Below are 17,169 nucleotides of genomic sequence, written 5' to 3' on the forward strand. Positions count from 1 at the left end.
CGAGGTGCGCAGAGCTCGTCAATGCCGTGGTCCTGCCGTCTGGAGGACTCGAGCGCCGGGACCGAGGCCACTCGACGCCCCCCACTGGTTTGTGGGCTGCCGCCTAGCTTGTGGCGAGGGAGGGGCTCGCACAGTGTCTGGAGTTCAGTGAGTGCCCGGACGCCCACGCCTGAGGTCTCGGGCACCTGGCACCTTGGGCTTTAAGGCGTGAAGCCTGTCGTGGGCGAGGATTCCGAAGGGCCAACGAGTCGGCTTGTCGAGAGTATGTGTCCATGGAACCGGGAGGGCGGTGGGTCGTCCCAAACCTTGAGTGCAAAGTGGCAACAGGGAGCCCGCCTGCCGTTGTGCCAGGCCATATAATGACTGCTGGGCGCCTGGGCCAAGCCACAGGCCGCAAGTGAGGTGCTGCTGGGTCCTTGGCGCGACCGTCGTGGTTACCCTTGCCACGGCAGAGTCGAGAAACACTGAGACGCGGAGGGGTGCTACGCTCAAGTGCGGTCACGCATGCCGACGTTCGAAGGATCTTGACGGGTTGAATCGGAAGTAACCCGAGCCACGATCTATGCAGCTTGCTCGCCCCTCCCTCCGGGGTGCGAGAATGTCCGACCTCGACCCGAGCCACTTATGGACAGGCTCGCGCTCGCCTATGAGCGTCTCACATATGTCTTGACGTTAGTCGTGTCGTTCATGGATCCGCAAGCGCACGCGCTTGGCGACGCCGCCAGCCATCAACTTTCAGGCATCATCGGGCACACAGTATAAAGGGGCACCCATCGCAATGAGAGCCAAGCTTCTGAGCCGCCATTCTTGGTACGCTGGGATTTGGCTAACGGTCTTGGGCCTGTATGTCCTTCGCCTTTCCGCGTACAATATCCAGATTGGTCCGGGGCTGACGGCATTCTTCGCCCTAACAATCTCAGTTTCGCTACTGTTTGCGACGTTGGAGAAGCGCTACACCGAGACTTCGGAGTCGCGTGAATTCTTGCTGGCGTCTTCGGTGGAGATGGCCGCGACCAGGCGGAAGTTGCTGATATTGATTAGCCTCGGATTTCTGGCCGATTGGGCATATATTGGAGGTGTGCCGTTCATTTCCGGGTCCTCATACAGAGGGTTTGACCCAAGTGCGGCCACGCAGGCAGGAGTCGGCATACCGTACCTCCACGTAGCGACGACGGCACTGGCAGTCTTTTTTTGCATATATCTCGGATATATTTTTTCGGCCTCCAGAAGCTTTCCCGTGCTGTTAGAGTTCGCCGCCTGTCTTATGCTTCTCTTGCTGAGCCAGGCTCGCGGCTTCGCGATCCTTTCTCTGTTCACGTTAGCTATTTTCATGTCATGGAACAGCAAAAGGTCGCATCGGCGTGGTGGCTTGACGGTGAGACGTGCTCTTGGGTTAGTCGTTGGATTAATCTGCGTTGCGCTCTTCATGGGAATCCTGGGCAACTTGCGTCTGGGTGAGCCGTGGGACAATTATGAGAAGTTCAAGGCGATTGCGGGATTCAGTGGCCCAAGCATGGGGCTTGTTGACTCTTTCAGTTGGACGTATACGTACCTGACGAGCCCACTTTCAAACCTTGCCCTGCAAACTCAGACCGTTCCGGATGCCAACTCAATTCAAAGCATTGTTTACGGTTTCATGCCTGCGACCTTCTCTAAGCACTTGGACACAGCCTCATTCAATGGCGTCTATGTAGTGGATTATCTTAATGCGTCTACGGGGTTTGCTGATTTCTATTCATTGGGGGGCTGGGCTGGTCTATATGCGTCATTCGTTTTGATGCTTGCGTATTTTGCCCTATGGGAATTCGCAGTGCGCCGGGTTGGTCATCTGGTTGAGATGATGCGAGGCATCTTCGTCCTCTTTGTGGTTGCGAACGTGTTCTACGACCCATTTAGTAATGTCGCATTGGCATATGCTCCACCGCTGGCGCTGTTGGCGGCCGTGGTGCACAAAAGGATCTCGGCTGCTCGAACGTCCCTCGCTAAGGGCGACGGGGACCAGGTTTCCAGGCGCGCCGGCAGGTCGCCGATTGCGTCCAGGGAGTCGCTCCCCTCGCTGCGCACGTCTGGTCCGGCGGCGTCGACTCGACCCCTTGGGCGCGGGCCAAGCGCCTCGGCATGAGTAGCGAGCCGCGGCGGCTCGCGCAGGGAATGGCCCCCTTGCCATATCCTCGACCCATGGATCAAGCAGCGTTGCCAATATTCGACGTGATAGTGGTTGGTTACAACTCCTTGTTGGTGGATTCGCCAGCGGTTCTCGCAGCTCAATCCGCGCCTCTCGTACGGACGATTTTCTACTGTGACAACAGCACAGACCCGTCGACGTGTGCGCAAAACAAGGCCGCGAAGGGGCCGAAGGTGACGTATCTTGGGCTCGGCGGAAATCTGGGCATATCTCGCGCTTACAACGCTGCATTGAACCACTGCCAGGCCCAGTATGTAGTGCTCTTCGATGATGACACGGCAGTGGAGACGTCCTTCTTTGAAGATGCCGCCTCATGGGTTCGCGAAGGTGTCGATGGTGATGGTGTTTTTGTCCCGGTGGTGACCACTGCTGGCAAGGCATTCAGTCCGTGCCGGCATTTCCTGGGAACCTTTCGCCCAATTGAAGACCTCTCGGGGCTGCGCTTGGGAAGCTTTAGCGCTATCAATTCAGGGATGGTGATTGCCCGCAGTGTTTTCTCGGGATATCGCTACGACGAACGACTTTTTCTAGAGTTCGTTGACCATAAGTTCGTGTCCGATGTTCGTAAGCGCGGCATACCCGTAACTATCATGTCTAACGTTGTTCTCAATCAGACATTCTCCGCGGTCTCGGATGACCTTAGCGCCGCTTTGCGGCGACATGAAATTTTTCGGCGGGATTCGGCTGTGTTTTACTCAGGGGTGATCGGGCGACTCGTGAGGTGGGCGCGCCTCGGCGTGCGTTATGTAAAATTGAGCAGGATGGGTAATCGGGCATGAGGGCTTCTGTTGTTCTTTGCTGTTATAACGGGGCGGACTTTATCGCGGAGCAGGTCAGGACAATTCTGGCTTCGATGCGTCGATGCGATGAACTTATCATTTCTGACGACGGGTCAGAGGATGCAACAGTGGCGATCATCAAGGATTTGGCGACGGAGGATGACCGTATTACTTTGATCAATGGTCCTCGAAGAGGCGTCATTGCAAACTTCGGTCATGTCCTCGCGCGCGCGTCCGGCGACGTTGTCTTCTTGGCCGACCAAGATGATATATGGGATTCCCATAAAATTAGCCGAGTCCTTAGAGTTTTCGAGACGTTTCCTGATGTTATGGGGGTGGTTCACGATGTCCGCGTTGTTGATCGTCGGCTGCAAGAGCTCGCGCCGTCATACTTTGCGCTGCGCGGGTCGGGGCCAGGTCTTCTAAAGAACTTCTACAAGAACTCTTACCTCGGTATGGCCACAGCATTTCGGTCGACGCTGTTGCCGCATGTCCTACCCATACCGCGGAGGGTCACGATGCACGATGTCTGGATCGGTCTGAATGTCGAGGTCTTTGGTCGAGGCTATTTCGAATCAGAGGTGCTCGCCTCATACCGGCGCCACGGAGCGAACCAGACCGACCTATACCACGGCTCAGCCGTGTCCATAGTGAAGAAGCGCGCAATCATGGGTTGGCTCACGTTGCTACTGGTCTTCCGACGGGTGGCGCACGATCTTAGGAGGAGGAGGCGCTCCCTCAGATCTGCCAGGTCGTAAGTTCTTGTTATGAGATAAGAGCTCCCGCAGAAGTTCGAGCGCGCAGTTGAGGGGCATGCTGACCCCAGCGCGCAGACCAGTCGGTCACTGGCTCGCAGGAGGCCAGGTGAGTTCTGGGTCTGTCATCCATTCGCTCTGAGGTTCCTACGTCCTGCTTCGAAACGAGACGAGACATGGAGGCCCGTCTCTCAGGCGGTATCCTCGTTCCATGCCCCAAACATTGCTTGGTCCGCTGCCGCTCGACGCCAAAATCCACGTCGCCGGTCACCGCGGTCTGGTGGGATCGGCCATCTGGCGCCACCTCTCAGATCGCGGCCACACTGCGCTCGTCGGTCGTTCGTCCGCGGAACTCGATCTGCGCGATCGCGCGGCTACCTTCGACTTCTACGCAGAGCAGAGGCCGGACTACGTGGTCCTCGCTGCCGCTAGGGTCGGCGGGATTCTGGCGAACTCCACGTACCCAGCGGAGTTCCTGTCGGACAACATCCGTATCCAAGTGAATGTCCTTGATGCTGCGCAAGCTTGTGGCGTGCGTCGCCTCTTGTTGTTGGGGTCAAGTTGTATCTACCCCAAGTTTGCGCCACAGCCAATCACTGAGGACTCGCTGCTAACTGGCCCACTGGAGCAGACGAACGACGCCTATGCGATAGCAAAGATCGCTGGCGTCATCCACGTGCAGGCCATGCGTCGCCAGTACGGGGCCTCGTTCATCTCCGCAATGCCGACAAACTTGTATGGTCCCCAAGACAACTTCGATCTCGAGTCCTCGCATGTTCTGCCGGCTATGATCCGCAAGTTCCACGATGCAAAGGTGGGTGCGCGCCCAGAGGTTGCTTTGTGGGGTAGTGGGCGTCCACGCAGGGAGTTTCTCCACGTCCATGATTTGGCCCGCGCTGCTGTGGCGCTTCTCGAGCGATACGACGAGGCGGCGCCAATCAACATCGGTGTGGGTGAGGACGTTAGCATTCGCGACCTCGCGGAAACCGTGCGCCAAATCGTGGGCTATGAGGGCCCCATCGTTTGGGACCCTTCCAAGCCGGATGGGACGCCCCGAAAGTTGCTAGACGTCGCTCGGATCGAGTCGTTGGGCTGGAAAGCCGAGATCTCACTCGTCGACGGGATTCGAGCAACCTATGACTGGTTCAAAGACCACTCGCCCTTGGCGGGCGCGGGCGACCGCTAGGGGCGGCGGCCGCGCGCCTGTATCCGAAGCCATGCGATGTCTGCCCAGGCGTACACGATGGTGGCAGCTACGGCCATGTTGGACGGCGCAGAGGCCCTGACGAGTTGATAGAATAGCGTGGGGCGTGGAGGCGCCGCGGTTGGGCGACGAAGTGCTTCGCCTCGACCTCGAGCGCGAGGGACGGCCCGCAGGTTGGCGTCCCTGCGCCGCCGGTGGGGTGGCATCCACGTCTTGCCCCGTTCGCACTAGGATGCTGCGGACAGTATCTGAACGGAGTCTCGCCTCCACTTATGCGGTTTCGCGGGCGAGCGCTGAGCGACGTATCGCACTGCGTGCCATGGTTCCAGCGAGAGCGTGCGCACGCTGCGGTAAGGTCCGGGTTGGCGCTGGCAGACGTCGATTGAGTTGTTCTGGACGTGGTTCTCGGGGGGTAGTGGTGGAAGCAGAGGATGCACGCGCAGATGGCGGTGCCATTCTCGTTGTCTGTACGGGCAACGTGTGCCGCTCGCCATATATCGAACGGCGGCTGGCGCAGTTGTGTGCCAGCAGCGGCATTGTTGTATCGAGTGCCGGGACTGGAGCGCTGGTCGGGTCCCCGATTGATCCTGGCTCGTTGGGCGAGTTGCGTGCGCGTGGAGCGTCCACCGCCGAGTTCGCTGCTCGGCAGGTCACGGAACGTATGGTGGCCGACGCTGACCTTGTGCTCACAGCTACCCGCGTCCATCGGGCCGAAATTGTCCGCCTCCTGCCCCGCTCGATGGGCTACTGCTTCGCCCTTTCTGATTTTGCTGACCTCGTTGCAGATGCGGATGCAGAGGTGCTTGCCGAGTTCGGGGATCCCGAACTTGGCGGAACTTGGACTGCACATGTTGCCGGGTTTGCGGCAGAGCGGCGTGGGACGATTCCGCCGCGTCCGCGAGAGGAGAGCGACATCTTCGATCCTTATGGTCAGGGGCGCTCGGCCTTCGCGCGAATGGCGCGCGAGGTTGAGCGCGCTCTTCCCGCGGTGACTGCGGTCCTGAGCCGGCAACGGTGGCGGGTCAGGACGCACGGGTGATGCGCCGAAATGCTAGATCCCACATCGGCAGACTCCGGTTGGCCACCGTAGGCTTGGCGATCTTCCTCGCTGCCGATGTCGCCTTGGCCGTCGTCGCGCTGCGTCCTCCGGAACTCGGTCCGAGCGAGCGAACGGCAGCCTCCGGGACGGGTACGCCAGTATCCACGTCGAGCCTGGGTCTCAGTGTCAGTTCGGCGCCCGCTCAGCCGCAGGGGCCCGCTCCCCTGACTCGGATGATTGTGGCGGTTGACAAGCACCGCGCGTGGTTGGCCAGCGTCGGTACGTGCGCTGATGGGGGAGGCCTAGTTCAGGCCAGCAGCGACGGCGGCCGGACTTGGAGCGTCGGCAGCGCACCGGCCCGAGCTATTGGCCGCGTCCAGCCCTTGGGCAACGGCCGGGGCTTCGCGTATGCGGCGGCCCGCGACTGTCAGCTCGTCGAGCTGACAACTGATGATGACGGTCGCTCATGGAGTCGGCCCAAGCGCGTTGAGGAAGCGTGGACTCGCCTTGTGTCGGACTCCCACGTCGTCGTGACTCCGCGGGCGGGGGCCTCACGTCCCTGCGGTGGCGGTGAGGTGGTCGACCTAGCCCGTGCCACTGCGTCACAGGCCGCGGCCCTATGCGCCGATGGCACGATTCGGCGCACGCTGGACGGTGGCGTGAAATGGTCCGATGCTGGCGCCGTCCCTGGCGCCCTCACTATCGCGAGCAGGGAAGAGAACGGTTCGACCGCCACGTACACGGCCGGTCCGGCCCTTGGGTGCGCGGGCATCGCGATCATCAAGGTCGCTCCCGCTGCCCCCCCGTTGTCGACCGTCGCCTGCCTGTCGTCTACGGCGGCGGCAGCAGCAGGGACCATAAGTTTGTCGGTTGCACGGCAGGCTGGCTGGCTTGCCGTCGGCGCCCAAACGTGGGTGTCGAACGCGGACCTGAACTCATGGAAGCGCCCAGCTTCGTAGGCGTGCTACGGCGCGGGCGGTACGCCGCAACCAATGTCAGGAGCCCCAAGCGGGAACCGGTCCCGAGCTCAGCCTCTCACCTCGGCTCACCATCTAAGCCCTTAAACAGGTCTTGCAGCCCGAGGGTGGCCTGACCAAGACAAGTGAACGCTCAGGCTTTCACAGCGGTGACTACGAGGACCCCACCTTCGCGCAGCAACGAGCGCAGGTGAGCGCTAGGGGGCCGCAATCTCACATATTCAAGTTTCCTGTTGACCTTGGGACCGCGAGGTTTTGACCGCGTTCTCAAGCAACCACGGCGGTTTCATTGATCGGGTCAGGAGACGCGGGCTGCCTTGCGGTCTCGCGCCGCCGGCTCCACCGGCTGTGCATGTGCGACGCCGAACTTGCCGCGGCGGCCCTTGGCTCGCTGGCGGTCCCGATCCTGGACGTACTCGTAGCGGTAGTAACCGTAGGCGCCAGCACCGTCCTCGGCCTGGACACGGTTGAGCACGAGGCCGAGGACGACACCGCTGACCGTCTCAAGCGACTCGAGGGCGTGGCGCAGCTGATCCTTGGCCACGATCCCAGCACCCACCACGACGAGGGCGCCGTCGACGATGGTGCTGAGCACCGCCGCGTCGGTGACGGGCAGGAGAGGCGGTGCGTCGATGAGAACGTAGTCGAAGTCCCGCTCGAGCTGCTTGATGAGCCGTTCCATGTTGGACGACCCGAGCAGCTCGCTTGGGTTAGGCGGGATCGGGCCCGCGCCCATGACGGACAAGTTGGTGCGCCCGAACCTTTGAAGGACGTCCTGAGCCTGCATGCGGCCGATGAGCACGTCGGTGAGGCCGACGGAGCCCTCGAAGCCGAGGTAGTCGAGCAGACGAGGGCGACGCAGGGCGCCCTCAATGACCACCACACGCATGCCCGTCTCGGCGAGACTGAGGGCGAGGTTGGCTGTCATGGTGGACTTGCCCTCGCCAGGCACCGAGGAGGTGACGACGATGGACTTGGGTGGGTCGGCCACGTCGATAAACTGAAGGTTGGTGCGCAGCGAGCGGAAGGCCTCGGCGCGCTGCGACCGCGGGTCTACCTGCACGATGAGCGGGTGCTTCGAGGCGTCGGAGTCGAACGCGATGCCACCGATGACGGTCTTGTCGGTAAGGTCCTTGAGTTCCCGTTCGCCCTTGATGCGGGTGTCGAGCCTGTCGCGGAGCAGTGCCAGGCCGAGACCCGCTAGCAAGCCGAGCACCAGGCCGAGGGCAAGGTTGCGGGCGGGCTTGGGGCTAATGGGTCCGAGGTCGGCGGTTGCTTGCTTCACCACGGTGACCTTGACCGGGCTGGGCGCGCCGGCCTGCACCTGCTCGATCTGCTGGATCGTTTGTGGAAAGACCTTGTCTATGGATGCGGCGATCCGCGTCGCCTGCGCTTGGCTCGGGTCGGTCACCGTGACTTCGATGATGACTGTGTCGAGCGGGATCGTGGCCGTAATGTTCTTCGCCAGCAGGTCGGCAGAGGTCTTGAGGCCGGAGTCGGCAATGACCGGGTCGAGCACCTTGGGCGAGGTGAGCAGTTGCGAATATGACTTCACACGCGCCTGAGTAAACGTGTTGCCCTGTTGCAGCTGCTGAGCGTTGTCGCTGCTCGAGGTCGAGACGAAGAACTGCGTCGTCGCCGAGTAGGTGGGCGGCGTCAGCACCGTCAACGCTGCGGCCAGTCCCAGCACGATGAGCGTAACGAGGGCGATGACGCGCCACCGCTTCCGGAGGACACGCAGGTAGTCCTGGAGTTCCACAGTTCAACTTTCTCTGGTTGCTGGGGCCCCTGCCCCCTGAAAGGACCAGAGCTGACTCTCGACAGGCCAGTTCCGACTCCCGCCCATCTTAGGGGGGACATATCCGACAAGCACGCCGGAGGCTCCGTGGGCCTGGAACCGGTTTGAGGGATCTGGCGCGCCATGGGCCAGAATGCAGCCATGTCCTCGACTCCCTCCCTCTCGAACGACGCCCCCCGCAGCCTGTCCGGTATGCAGCCGACGAGCGACTCGCTGCACCTCGGCAACTACATCGGGGCGCTGGTCGAGTGGGTGCGGCTGCAGGAGACGCACGACGCCTTCTACTTCGTGGCCGACCTGCACGCCCTGACCGTCGCGCCCGACCCCGAGGTGCTGCGCCAGCGCACCCGCATCACGGCGGCGCAGTACATCGCCGGGGGAGTGGACCCGACCCGTTCGACGCTCTTCGTGCAGAGCCACATCGCACAGCACACGGAGCTCTACTGGGTGCTCGGCACGCTGACCGGCTTCGGCGAGGCCAGCCGCATGACGCAGTTCAAGGACAAGTCGGCCAAGGGCACCAACACCAACGTGGGCCTCTTCACCTACCCGGTGCTGCAGGCCGCCGACATCCTCATCTACGACGCCAACGTGGTGCCGGTGGGGGAGGACCAACGCCAGCACCTCGAGCTCTCCCGTGACCTCGCCGGTCGCTTCAACCAGCGCTTCGGTGAGACCCTCGTGGTCCCCGAGCCGCACATCATGAAGGCCACTGCGAAGATCCAGGACCTGCAGGAGCCGACGGCCAAGATGAGCAAGTCGGCCGCCTCCGACGCCGGCCTGGTCAGCCTGCTGGACGAGCCGTCGCGCATCGCCAAGAAGATCCGCTCGGCCGTGACCGACACCGAGCGGGAGATCCGCTTCGACGAGGACAACAAGCCGGGCGTGTCCAACCTGCTCGCGATCCACTCGGCGCTGTCCGGCACGCCGGTTGCGATTCTCGAGGAGCAGTACGCCGGCAAGGGCTACGGCGACCTCAAGAAGGACGTCGCCGAGGTCGTCGTCGAGGCGGTCACCCCCTTCCGCACCCGCACCCTCGAGCTCATGGACGACCCCGCCGAGCTAGACCGCATCCTCGACGACGGGGCCGAGCGTGCCCGTGCTGTCGCCGAGGCGACGGTGCGCCGCGTCTACGACAAGGTGGGCCTGCTCAGCTCGCTCCGGCGCGCCTGAGATCGTGAGCGGCCCGACGGAGGCAGCAGTCGACCGGTTCGGTACGGTCGAGGGCGTGAGTGATGCACGCCCGACGACGACGATCGGCGTCTCGATCCCCATCCCGGCCCCGCACGGCGAGTACCTGCAGCAGCGCCGTGACGACTTCGGCGACCCGGCCGCCTGGCAGATCCCCGCGCACATCACCCTGCTGCCGCCCACCGAGGTCGACGAGCAGGCGTACGCCGCCTTCCGCGACCACTGCGCAGCCGTGGCCGCCGCGCAGGCCTCCTTCTCCGTCGTGCTGCGCGGCACCGGCACCTTCCGCCCGCTCTCCGACGTCGTGTTCATCCAGGTGGCCCGCGGCGTCTCCAACTGCGAGGCGCTCGAGGTGGCCCTGCGCTCCGGGCCGATCCACCGCGACCTCGACTTCTACTACCACCCGCACGTGACGGTGGCTCACAACGTGCCGGCCGACGCCCTCGACAAGGCGTTCGACGACCTCGCCGACTACTCCGTCGCCTTCAAGGTGGGCTCCTTCCACCTCTACGAGCTCGGCGACGACAGCGTCTGGCGTCCCGTGCACGAGTTCGCCCTCTCCGGGGACTGACGGTGCCGTCGCTGCGGGCGCGTCTCGACCGGATCCTGGCGTGGCTCAAGGCGACCCGTGCCTACCGCGCCTGGACGCGCTACAGCGAGGCGAACGGCGACCTGCTGGCCGCGGGCGTCGGCTACTTCGCGTTCTTCTCGATCTTCCCCGCGCTGGCCCTCGCCTTCGCGATCTTCGGCTTCGTCCTCCGCGGCCACCCCGACCTCGTCGTGACCATCGCCGACTACATCAACACGACCGTGCCCGGCCTGGTCAAGACCCCCGACCACCCGAACGGCATCATCAGCATCACGCCGCCCACGAGCCTCACGCTGACGCTGACCGGCATCATCTCCTTCGTCACGCTGCTGCTCGCCGGGCTAGGCTGGGTCGGGGCCCTGCGCACCGGCATCCGGGGCATCTTCGGCCTCGAGGCCTCGACCGGCAACGTCGTGACAACCAAGGCTCGCGACCTCTTCGTCCTCGTCACCATGGGCGCGGCCATCGCCGTGTCCGCGATCCTGACGAGCGTCGTCGGCGGCCTGGCCCAGCGGGTCGCAGGCTGGGTGGGACTGGCCGGGAACGGCGCGCTCGTCGGTCTGGCGGGCCTCCTCGTGGGCGTCGTCTTCGACACCCTCATCCTCGTCGTCCTCCTGCGGATGCTCTCCGGCGCGCCGCTGCCGATGCGCGACGTTCGCCAGGGGGCGGTCGTCGGTGCGACAGCCCTCACCGTCCTCAAGCTCTTCGGCGGCTACCTCATCGGGCATGTCAGCGGCAACCCGCTGCTCGGGGCCGTCGCCGTGGCCGTCGGCCTGCTCTTCTGGCTCAACCTGATGTCCAAGGTGATCCTGCTCTCCGCGGCGTGGGCGGCAGGCGATGTGGACCTGCACCGCCTCGGCGACGACACCCAGCGGTCCGCCTTCTTCCTCGCGTTGCGGCCTGCTTTCGTCGCGCCACTGCCCGCGGGTGCCGACACCTCCCTCGTCCCGTATGCCGCAGCCCCCGTCGCGGTGCCGGTCACCGGTCCCGACCGGGCGCGGCCGACCCGCGCCATAGACCGCGTCAGCGTGGCGGCAGGTGCCGTCCTCGGCGCCGCCGGAGCCTTGGTCGTCGCCGCCGGACGGCGAGTGCGACGATCGCCGCGGTGACGGCGGCCCCCGAGGCAGCAGGCACGAGGAGCACCGATCGCCCGTAGGCCGACGAGCCGCTCCGGGCTGCCGCGGCCGGTGTCCCCGACGGCGTGCCGGCGACCTGCTCGCCAGTGGTGGGGACGGCCCCCGGGGTGGGTAGCTGGGGGAGAGCGACCGCGGTCGGCGCCGGCGCCTCACCCGGCTCGACGAGGCGACCGACGGGGGTCACCTGGTCCGCATACGCGAAACCCCAGTCGAGGAGCGCGGCGGTGGGCTTCCAGGAGCCGGTGACGCTCCCCATCTCGCTGACGAGGAGCGTGCGGCCGCCGCGCGTGGCGGCACCGATGAAGGTGTGCTGCGCCCGGTCCGTGCGGCCGGGCTTGATCCCGATCGCGCCGGGATAATGCGTCAGCAGCTCGTTGATGTTGTAGACGTGGAAGGCAGGCCACGCCTTGCCATGCTTGTCCTTGCCGCCAGGGAAGACCGCGTCGCGCTTGACGATGGTGGAGCGGAAGGCAGGCAGCCGCATGGCGTCGCGACCGACGAGGGCCAGGTCGTAGGCGCTCGACCGCTGTGCGCCGTCGTCGAGGCCGCTGGGGTCGACCGTGAGCGTGTCGTGGGCGCCGATGCGCGCCGCCTCCTCGTTCATGAGCGAGACCGTCCGCTCGTAGCCGCCCGCCGCGTCGGCGAGGGCGTAGACGGCGTCGTTGGCCGAGAACATCAGCATCGCGTCGAAGAGGCTCCCGACGGGGTAGCGGTTGCCGGCGAGGATGCCGACGCGCGAGCCGGCCGCGTCCTGGGCGTCCTGGCCGGCGACGACGACCCGCTTCGGGTCGAGGCGCGGCATCAGCGTCAGGGCCGTCAGCGTCTTCAGCGTGCTCGCCGGGCGCAGCCACGCGTGCGGCGACTTGGCGGCGAGGATCTCGCCGGTGTCCAGGTCGGCGACGACGTAGGAGACGTCGTAGACCTCAGGCGGCGCCGGCACACCGGCCGGTCGGTCCGTGACCACGCCGTCGTCGCCGAGGCTCGAGCCGCCGACGACCGTGGCGGGGTCCCAAGCGGCATGGGTGAAGGGCGTGGGCGGCATGGCCCGGCAGATCACCACCGGCGGCTTCGGCTTCGTCGGCGTGGCGGTGTGGTGGGTGGCGCTCGGACCCCGTCGTGCGGCCGGGGGAGCGCTCGTCGCGGCGGGTACAGGCATCTCGTCGGAGGGGAAGACCCGCGGCCTCAGCAGGACCCCGGACGGGACGGTCACGGGCGCCTGCCACGGCCTGCAGGACGGTGCCGCGACGGGAGCACTGCCAGCCACGACGCGCGGAGCGCTCGTCGCGGAGGCGGGCGACACGGCATACGTGATCGGCGCGGCGAGGGCCAGCGTGAGCGCAGCGAGGCGCGCGCCCGCGGCCAAAGGCGCCCACGGGCGCCGTCGGGAGGGCTCCGGAGGCGTCATCGCCGGGACAGACTAACCCGGTCGGTTGCCGGTGTCCGAAACGCCGGGATGGGACGCGCCGCTAGGGTGACGGTGTGAAGATCACTGTCGTGGGCCTCGGGTACGTGGGCCTGTCCAACGCCGCCATCCTCGCCCAGCACAACGAGGTCGTCGCCCTCGAGGTGGATGCTGCCCGAGCGGAGCTCGTCAACGCCGGCCGGTCGCCGATCATCGACGCAGACCTCGAGGCGTTCCTCGAGCGCGGAGGGCTGGACCTCCGGGCCACGACCGACCAGCACGACGCGTATGCCGGCACGTCCTTCGTCGTCATCGCCACCCCCACCGACTACGACCCCGACACGATGCACTTCAACACCACGTCGGTCGAGCAGGTCATCGAGGACGTGTCGCGGCACGCGCCGCAGTCGACGGTCATCATCAAGTCCACGATCCCGGTCGGCTTCACCGTGCGCGTGCGGCAGGCGCACCCCGATCTGCGCATCCTCTTCTCCCCGGAGTTCCTCCGGGAGGGACGGGCTCTGTGGGACAACCTGCACCCGAGCCGCATCGTCATCGGCGACACCGGGGCGGAGGCCAAGGAGTTCGCCGCGCTCCTGCTCGAGGGCGCCGAGGACCGTGACGTGCCCGTCCTCTTCACCGACGCCACCGAGGCGGAGGCGATCAAGCTCTTCGCCAACACCTACCTCGCGATGCGGGTCGCCTACTTCAACGAGCTCGACACATATGCGGCGACCCACGGCCTCGACACGCGCTCCATCATCGAGGGGGTCGGGCTCGACCCGCGCATCGGCTCGCACTACAACAACCCGTCGTTCGGCTACGGCGGCTACTGCCTGCCCAAGGACACCCGGCAGCTGCTCGCCAACTACGACCAGGTGCCGCAGAACCTCATCCACGCCATCGTCGAGTCCAACACCACCCGCAAGGACTTCATCGCGAACGACATCCTGGGGCGCGAGCCGAAGGTCGTCGGCATGTACCGGCTCGTCATGAAGTCCGGCTCCGACAACTTCCGGTCCTCGAGCATCCAGGGGATCATGAAGCGGATCAAGGCCAAGGGCATCGAGGTCGTCGTCTACGAGCCGTCCCTCGACGACGACGAGTTCTACCACTCGCGGGTCATCCGGGACCTCGACGAGTTCAGGTCGGTGGCCGACGTCATCGTCGCCAACCGGCACGCCGACGAGCTCGAGACCGTGCGCGACAAGGTCTACACCCGCGACATCTACGGCCGCGACTGACCCGCGCACCCGGCATACAACAGAGGAACCCGCCCTGGGAGACCAGTGCGGGTTCCTCTTTCGGTGCTGTGCCTCGCGGCCGCGGCGTCACTCGCCGTGCATCAGGGCGGTGCGCAGGTCCCGGTTGAGCTGGCTGATCACGTCGAGCGGGATCTCCTTGGGGCACGCGTCGGAGCAGGCCCCGATGTTGGTGCAGCCGCCGAAGCCCTCGAGGTCGTGCTGGTCGAGCATGCGGACCACGCGTGAGTCGCGCTCCGGCTGGCCCTGGGGGAGCTCGCCGAGGTGCGTCAGCTTGGCGCCCGTGAAGAGCATCGCCGAGCCGTTCGGGCAGGCCGCCACGCAGGCGCCGCAGCCGATGCACGCAGCCGCCATGAAGGCGCGGTCGGCCTTCGGCTTGGGCACCGGCACCGAGTGCGCCTCGGGGGCGGAGCCGGTGTTCACGCTGATGAAGCCGCCGGCCTGGATGATCCGGTCGAAGGCCGTCCGGTCCACGACGAGGTCCTTGATGACCGGGAACGCGTCGGCACGCCAGGGCTCGACGGTGATCTCGTCCCCGTCGCTGAAGCTGCGCATGTGCAGCTGGCACGTCGTGGTGACCTCGGGGCCGTGGGCCCGGCCCGAGATCATCAGGCCGCACATGCCACAGATGCCCTCGCGGCAGTCGGAGTCGAAGGCGATCGGCTCCTCGCCGCGCGAGATGAGCTGCTCGTTGAGGACGTCGAGCATCTCGAGGAACGACATGTCCTCGGAGATGTCGGTGACCGGGTAGGTCACCATGTCGCCCTTGGCCCCGGGGCCGGCCTGGCGCCAGATCTTGAGAGTCAGATTCACTTGTAGCTCCGCTGCTTCAGCTCGACGAATTCGTAGACGAGGTCTTCCTTGTGCAGGACCGGCGTGCCGTCCTGCCCGCTCCACTCCCACGCGGCGACGTAGGCGAACTCGTCGTCGTGACGCAGCGCCTCACCGTCCTCGGTCTGGGACTCGGTGCGGAAGTGACCGCCGCAGGACTCGCGGCGGTGGAGGGCGTCGATGCACATCAGCTCGCCGAGCTCGAGGAAGTCGGCCACGCGGCCGGCCTTCTCGAGGCTCTGGTTGAGCGTGTCGGCGGCACCGAGCACCCGGACGTTGCGCCAGAACTCCTCGCGCAGGCCCCGGATGAGGTCGATCGCCTTGAGCAGCCCCTCCTCGGAGCGCTCCATGCCGCAGTACTCCCACATGATGTTGCCGAGCTCGCGGTGGAAGGAGTCGACCGAGCGGTCGCCGTTGATCGACAGCAGCTTCTCGACGCGGGAGTCGACCGAGGCGCGGGCCTCCGCGACGGCGGCGTGGGACTCGTCGATCTTCTCGAACGGGCCCTTCGCGAGGTAGTCACGGATCGTGTTCGGCAGCACGAAGTAGCCGTCCGCGAGGCCCTGCATCAGCGCGCTCGCGCCGAGGCGGTTGGCGCCGTGGTCGGAGAAGTTGGCCTCACCCGTGACGAACAGGCCCGGGATCGTGGACTGCAGGTCGTAGTCGACCCACAGGCCGCCCATCGTGTAGTGCACCGCGGGGTAGATGCGCATCGGCACCTCGTAGGGGTTCTCACCCGTGATCCGCTGGTACATGTCGAGCAGGTTGCCGTACTTCTCGGCGACGGCCTCGGCGCTCATGCGCTTCAGGGCGTCGGTGAAGTCGAGGTAGACGCCGCGCCGGAAGTCGCCGACCTTCGGGCCGACGCCGCGGCCCTCGTCGCAGACGTTCTTGGCCTGGCGGCTCGCGATGTCGCGGGGCACGAGGTTGCCAAACGAGGGGTAGATCCGCTCCAGGTAGTAGTCGCGGTCCTCCTCGGGGATCTCGCGCGGGTCCTTCTCGCAGTCCTCGGCGCGCTTCGGCACCCAGATGCGGCCGTCGTTGCGCAGCGACTCCGACATCAGCGTCAGCTTGCTCTGGTGCTCGCCGGAGACCGGGATGCAGGTCGGGTGGATCTGCGTGTAGCACGGGTTGGCGAAGTAGGCGCCCTTGCGGTGCGCGCGCCAGGTGGCCGTGACGTTGCTGCCCATCGCGTTGGTCGACAGGAAGAAGACGTTGCCGTAGCCGCCGCTCGCCAGCACCACCGCGTCGGCGAGGTGCGTCTCGACCTCGCCGGTGACGAGGTTGCGGGCGATGATGCCGCGGGCCTTGCCGTCGACGACGACGAGCTCGAGCATCTCGTGGCGGGTGGACGTCTCGACCGTGCCGGCCGCGACCTGGCGCTCGAGGGCCTGGTAGGCACCGATGAGCAGCTGCTGGCCCGTCTGGCCGCGGGCGTAGAAGGTGCGGGAGACCTGCACGCCGCCGAAGGAGCGGTTGTCGAGCAGGCCGCCGTACTCGCGGGCGAAGGGCACGCCCTGCGCGACGCACTGGTCGATGATGTTGGTGCTGACCTGGGCCAGGCGGTAGACGTTCGACTCGCGCGAGCGGTAGTCGCCGCCCTTCACGGTGTCGTAGAAGAGGCGGTAGACGGAGTCGCCGTCCTCCTTGTAGTTCTTGGCGGCGTTGATGCCACCCTGCGCGGCGATCGAGTGGGCGCGGCGCGGGGAGTCCTGGTAGCAGAAGGACTTCACGTGGTAGCCCGCCTCGCCGAGCGTCGCGGCGGCCGCCCCGCCGGCGAGCCCGGTGCCGACGATGATGACCGTGAGCTTACGACGGTTGGCCGGGTTGACGAGCGCGGCCTCGAACTTGCGCTTGTCCCAGCGCGACTCGATCGGGCCGGCCGGGGCCTTGGTGTCGGCGAGGGGCGCGCCCTCGGTGTAGAGGCCGTGCACGACGCCGGGCGCCTCAGGGGCGGTGGGCGCGGTGGGAGCCTCGGGAGCCAGGGTCGATGCGGTGGCTGCCTGGGTGTCGGTCATGGA

14 protein-coding genes are annotated in these 17,169 nt (G+C 65.6%); 10 read left to right on the forward strand and 4 right to left on the reverse strand.

From position 1 onward, the window contains the following. Nucleotides 1-835 precede the first annotated feature (835 nt). The 5 genes from LQK93_RS14275 (at nt 836) to LQK93_RS14295 (ending at nt 5,962) form a co-directional block, all read left to right on the forward strand. Entirely contained in the window at nt 836-2,122 is a 1,287-nt protein-coding gene (locus tag LQK93_RS14275) for an O-antigen polymerase (protein WP_374968441.1), read from the forward strand. A 56-nt stretch (nt 2,123-2,178) separates the two neighbouring features. Next, complete coding sequence (locus LQK93_RS14280) at nt 2,179-2,964, forward strand: glycosyltransferase (protein ID WP_374968442.1); 786 nt, start codon at nt 2,179-2,181, stop codon at nt 2,962-2,964. Next, nucleotides 2,961-3,722 (forward strand): glycosyltransferase, encoded by a 762-nt coding sequence (locus LQK93_RS14285; RefSeq protein WP_374968443.1) that lies wholly within the window; start codon nt 2,961-2,963, stop codon nt 3,720-3,722. Before LQK93_RS14280 ends, LQK93_RS14285 begins: the two co-directional genes overlap by 4 nt. 208 nt (nt 3,723-3,930) lie before the next feature. Further along, the gene (locus LQK93_RS14290; protein WP_374968444.1) at nt 3,931-4,905 is read left to right on the forward strand and encodes a GDP-L-fucose synthase family protein; all 975 of its coding nucleotides are present in this window, start codon (nt 3,931-3,933) and stop codon (nt 4,903-4,905) included. A gap of 337 nt (nt 4,906-5,242) precedes the next feature. Further along, nucleotides 5,243-5,962, forward strand: a complete 720-nt coding sequence (locus tag LQK93_RS14295; protein ID WP_374968445.1) for a low molecular weight phosphatase family protein — start codon at nt 5,243-5,245, stop codon at nt 5,960-5,962. 1,275 nt (nt 5,963-7,237) lie between these two features. Here the strand turns inward: LQK93_RS14295 and LQK93_RS14300 are convergent. Beyond that, complete coding sequence (locus LQK93_RS14300) at nt 7,238-8,698, reverse strand: polysaccharide biosynthesis tyrosine autokinase (RefSeq protein WP_374968446.1); 1,461 nt, start codon at nt 8,696-8,698, stop codon at nt 7,238-7,240. A 162-nt stretch (nt 8,699-8,860) separates the two neighbouring features. Between LQK93_RS14300 and trpS the strand changes: the two genes are divergently transcribed. From trpS to LQK93_RS14315, 3 genes are read left to right on the forward strand one after another with little or no spacing between them, the layout of a single operon-like run. Further along, on the forward strand, nt 8,861-9,910 hold the full coding sequence (trpS, locus tag LQK93_RS14305; RefSeq protein ID WP_374968447.1) for a tryptophan--tRNA ligase: 1,050 nt from the start codon (nt 8,861-8,863) through the stop codon (nt 9,908-9,910). 55 nt (nt 9,911-9,965) lie between these two features. Then, nucleotides 9,966-10,499 carry a 2'-5' RNA ligase family protein gene (locus LQK93_RS14310; protein WP_374968448.1) on the forward strand — a complete coding sequence of 178 codons (534 nt, stop codon included), beginning with the start codon at nt 9,966-9,968 and terminating at the stop codon, nt 10,497-10,499. Between the two features lie 2 nt (nt 10,500-10,501). Next, nucleotides 10,502-11,626 (forward strand): YihY/virulence factor BrkB family protein, encoded by a 1,125-nt coding sequence (locus tag LQK93_RS14315; protein WP_374968449.1) that lies wholly within the window; start codon nt 10,502-10,504, stop codon nt 11,624-11,626. Here the strand turns inward: LQK93_RS14315 and LQK93_RS14320 are convergent. After that, entirely contained in the window at nt 11,541-12,695 is a 1,155-nt protein-coding gene (locus LQK93_RS14320) for a D-alanyl-D-alanine carboxypeptidase family protein (RefSeq protein WP_374968450.1), read from the reverse strand. The genes LQK93_RS14315 and LQK93_RS14320 overlap by 86 nt on opposite strands. Between LQK93_RS14320 and LQK93_RS14325 the strand changes: the two genes are divergently transcribed. Both LQK93_RS14325 and LQK93_RS14330 read left to right on the forward strand, forming a co-directional pair. Further along, nucleotides 12,694-13,074: a hypothetical protein gene (locus LQK93_RS14325; RefSeq protein ID WP_374968451.1), complete on the forward strand. Its 381-nt coding sequence runs from the start codon at nt 12,694-12,696 to the stop codon at nt 13,072-13,074. The genes LQK93_RS14320 and LQK93_RS14325 overlap by 2 nt on opposite strands. A 58-nt stretch (nt 13,075-13,132) precedes the next feature. Then, nucleotides 13,133-14,299 (forward strand): nucleotide sugar dehydrogenase, encoded by a 1,167-nt coding sequence (locus LQK93_RS14330; protein ID WP_374968452.1) that lies wholly within the window; start codon nt 13,133-13,135, stop codon nt 14,297-14,299. An 87-nt stretch (nt 14,300-14,386) separates the two neighbouring features. On the opposite strand, the gene LQK93_RS14335 is transcribed toward LQK93_RS14330, so the two are convergent. Next, nucleotides 14,387-15,130, reverse strand: a complete 744-nt coding sequence (locus LQK93_RS14335; protein WP_374968453.1) for a succinate dehydrogenase/fumarate reductase iron-sulfur subunit — start codon at nt 15,128-15,130, stop codon at nt 14,387-14,389. Further along, complete coding sequence (locus LQK93_RS14340) at nt 15,127-17,166, reverse strand: fumarate reductase/succinate dehydrogenase flavoprotein subunit (RefSeq protein WP_374968454.1); 2,040 nt, start codon at nt 17,164-17,166, stop codon at nt 15,127-15,129. The genes LQK93_RS14335 and LQK93_RS14340 overlap by 4 nt, the downstream gene beginning before the upstream one ends. Nucleotides 17,167-17,169 lie beyond the last annotated feature (3 nt).

Origin of the sequence: Terrabacter sp. BE26, assembly GCF_041941675.1 — a bacterium.
Taxonomy (GTDB): Bacteria; Actinomycetota; Actinomycetes; order Actinomycetales; family Dermatophilaceae; genus Terrabacter.

Coding starts and splice junctions, on each gene's coding strand:
- LQK93_RS14325 (WP_374968451.1), top strand. CDS start 12,694: ATGGCCCGGCAGATCACCACCGGCGGCTTCGGCTTCGTCGGCGTGGCG.
- LQK93_RS14340 (WP_374968454.1), bottom strand. CDS start 17,166: ATGACCGACACCCAGGCAGCCACCGCATCGACCCTGGCTCCCGAGGCT.
- LQK93_RS14290 (WP_374968444.1), top strand. CDS start 3,931: ATGCCCCAAACATTGCTTGGTCCGCTGCCGCTCGACGCCAAAATCCAC.
- LQK93_RS14320 (WP_374968450.1), bottom strand. CDS start 12,695: ATGCCGCCCACGCCCTTCACCCATGCCGCTTGGGACCCCGCCACGGTC.
- trpS (WP_374968447.1), top strand. CDS start 8,861: ATGGGCCAGAATGCAGCCATGTCCTCGACTCCCTCCCTCTCGAACGAC.
- LQK93_RS14295 (WP_374968445.1), top strand. CDS start 5,243: ATGGTTCCAGCGAGAGCGTGCGCACGCTGCGGTAAGGTCCGGGTTGGC.
- LQK93_RS14285 (WP_374968443.1), top strand. CDS start 2,961: ATGAGGGCTTCTGTTGTTCTTTGCTGTTATAACGGGGCGGACTTTATC.
- LQK93_RS14280 (WP_374968442.1), top strand. CDS start 2,179: ATGGATCAAGCAGCGTTGCCAATATTCGACGTGATAGTGGTTGGTTAC.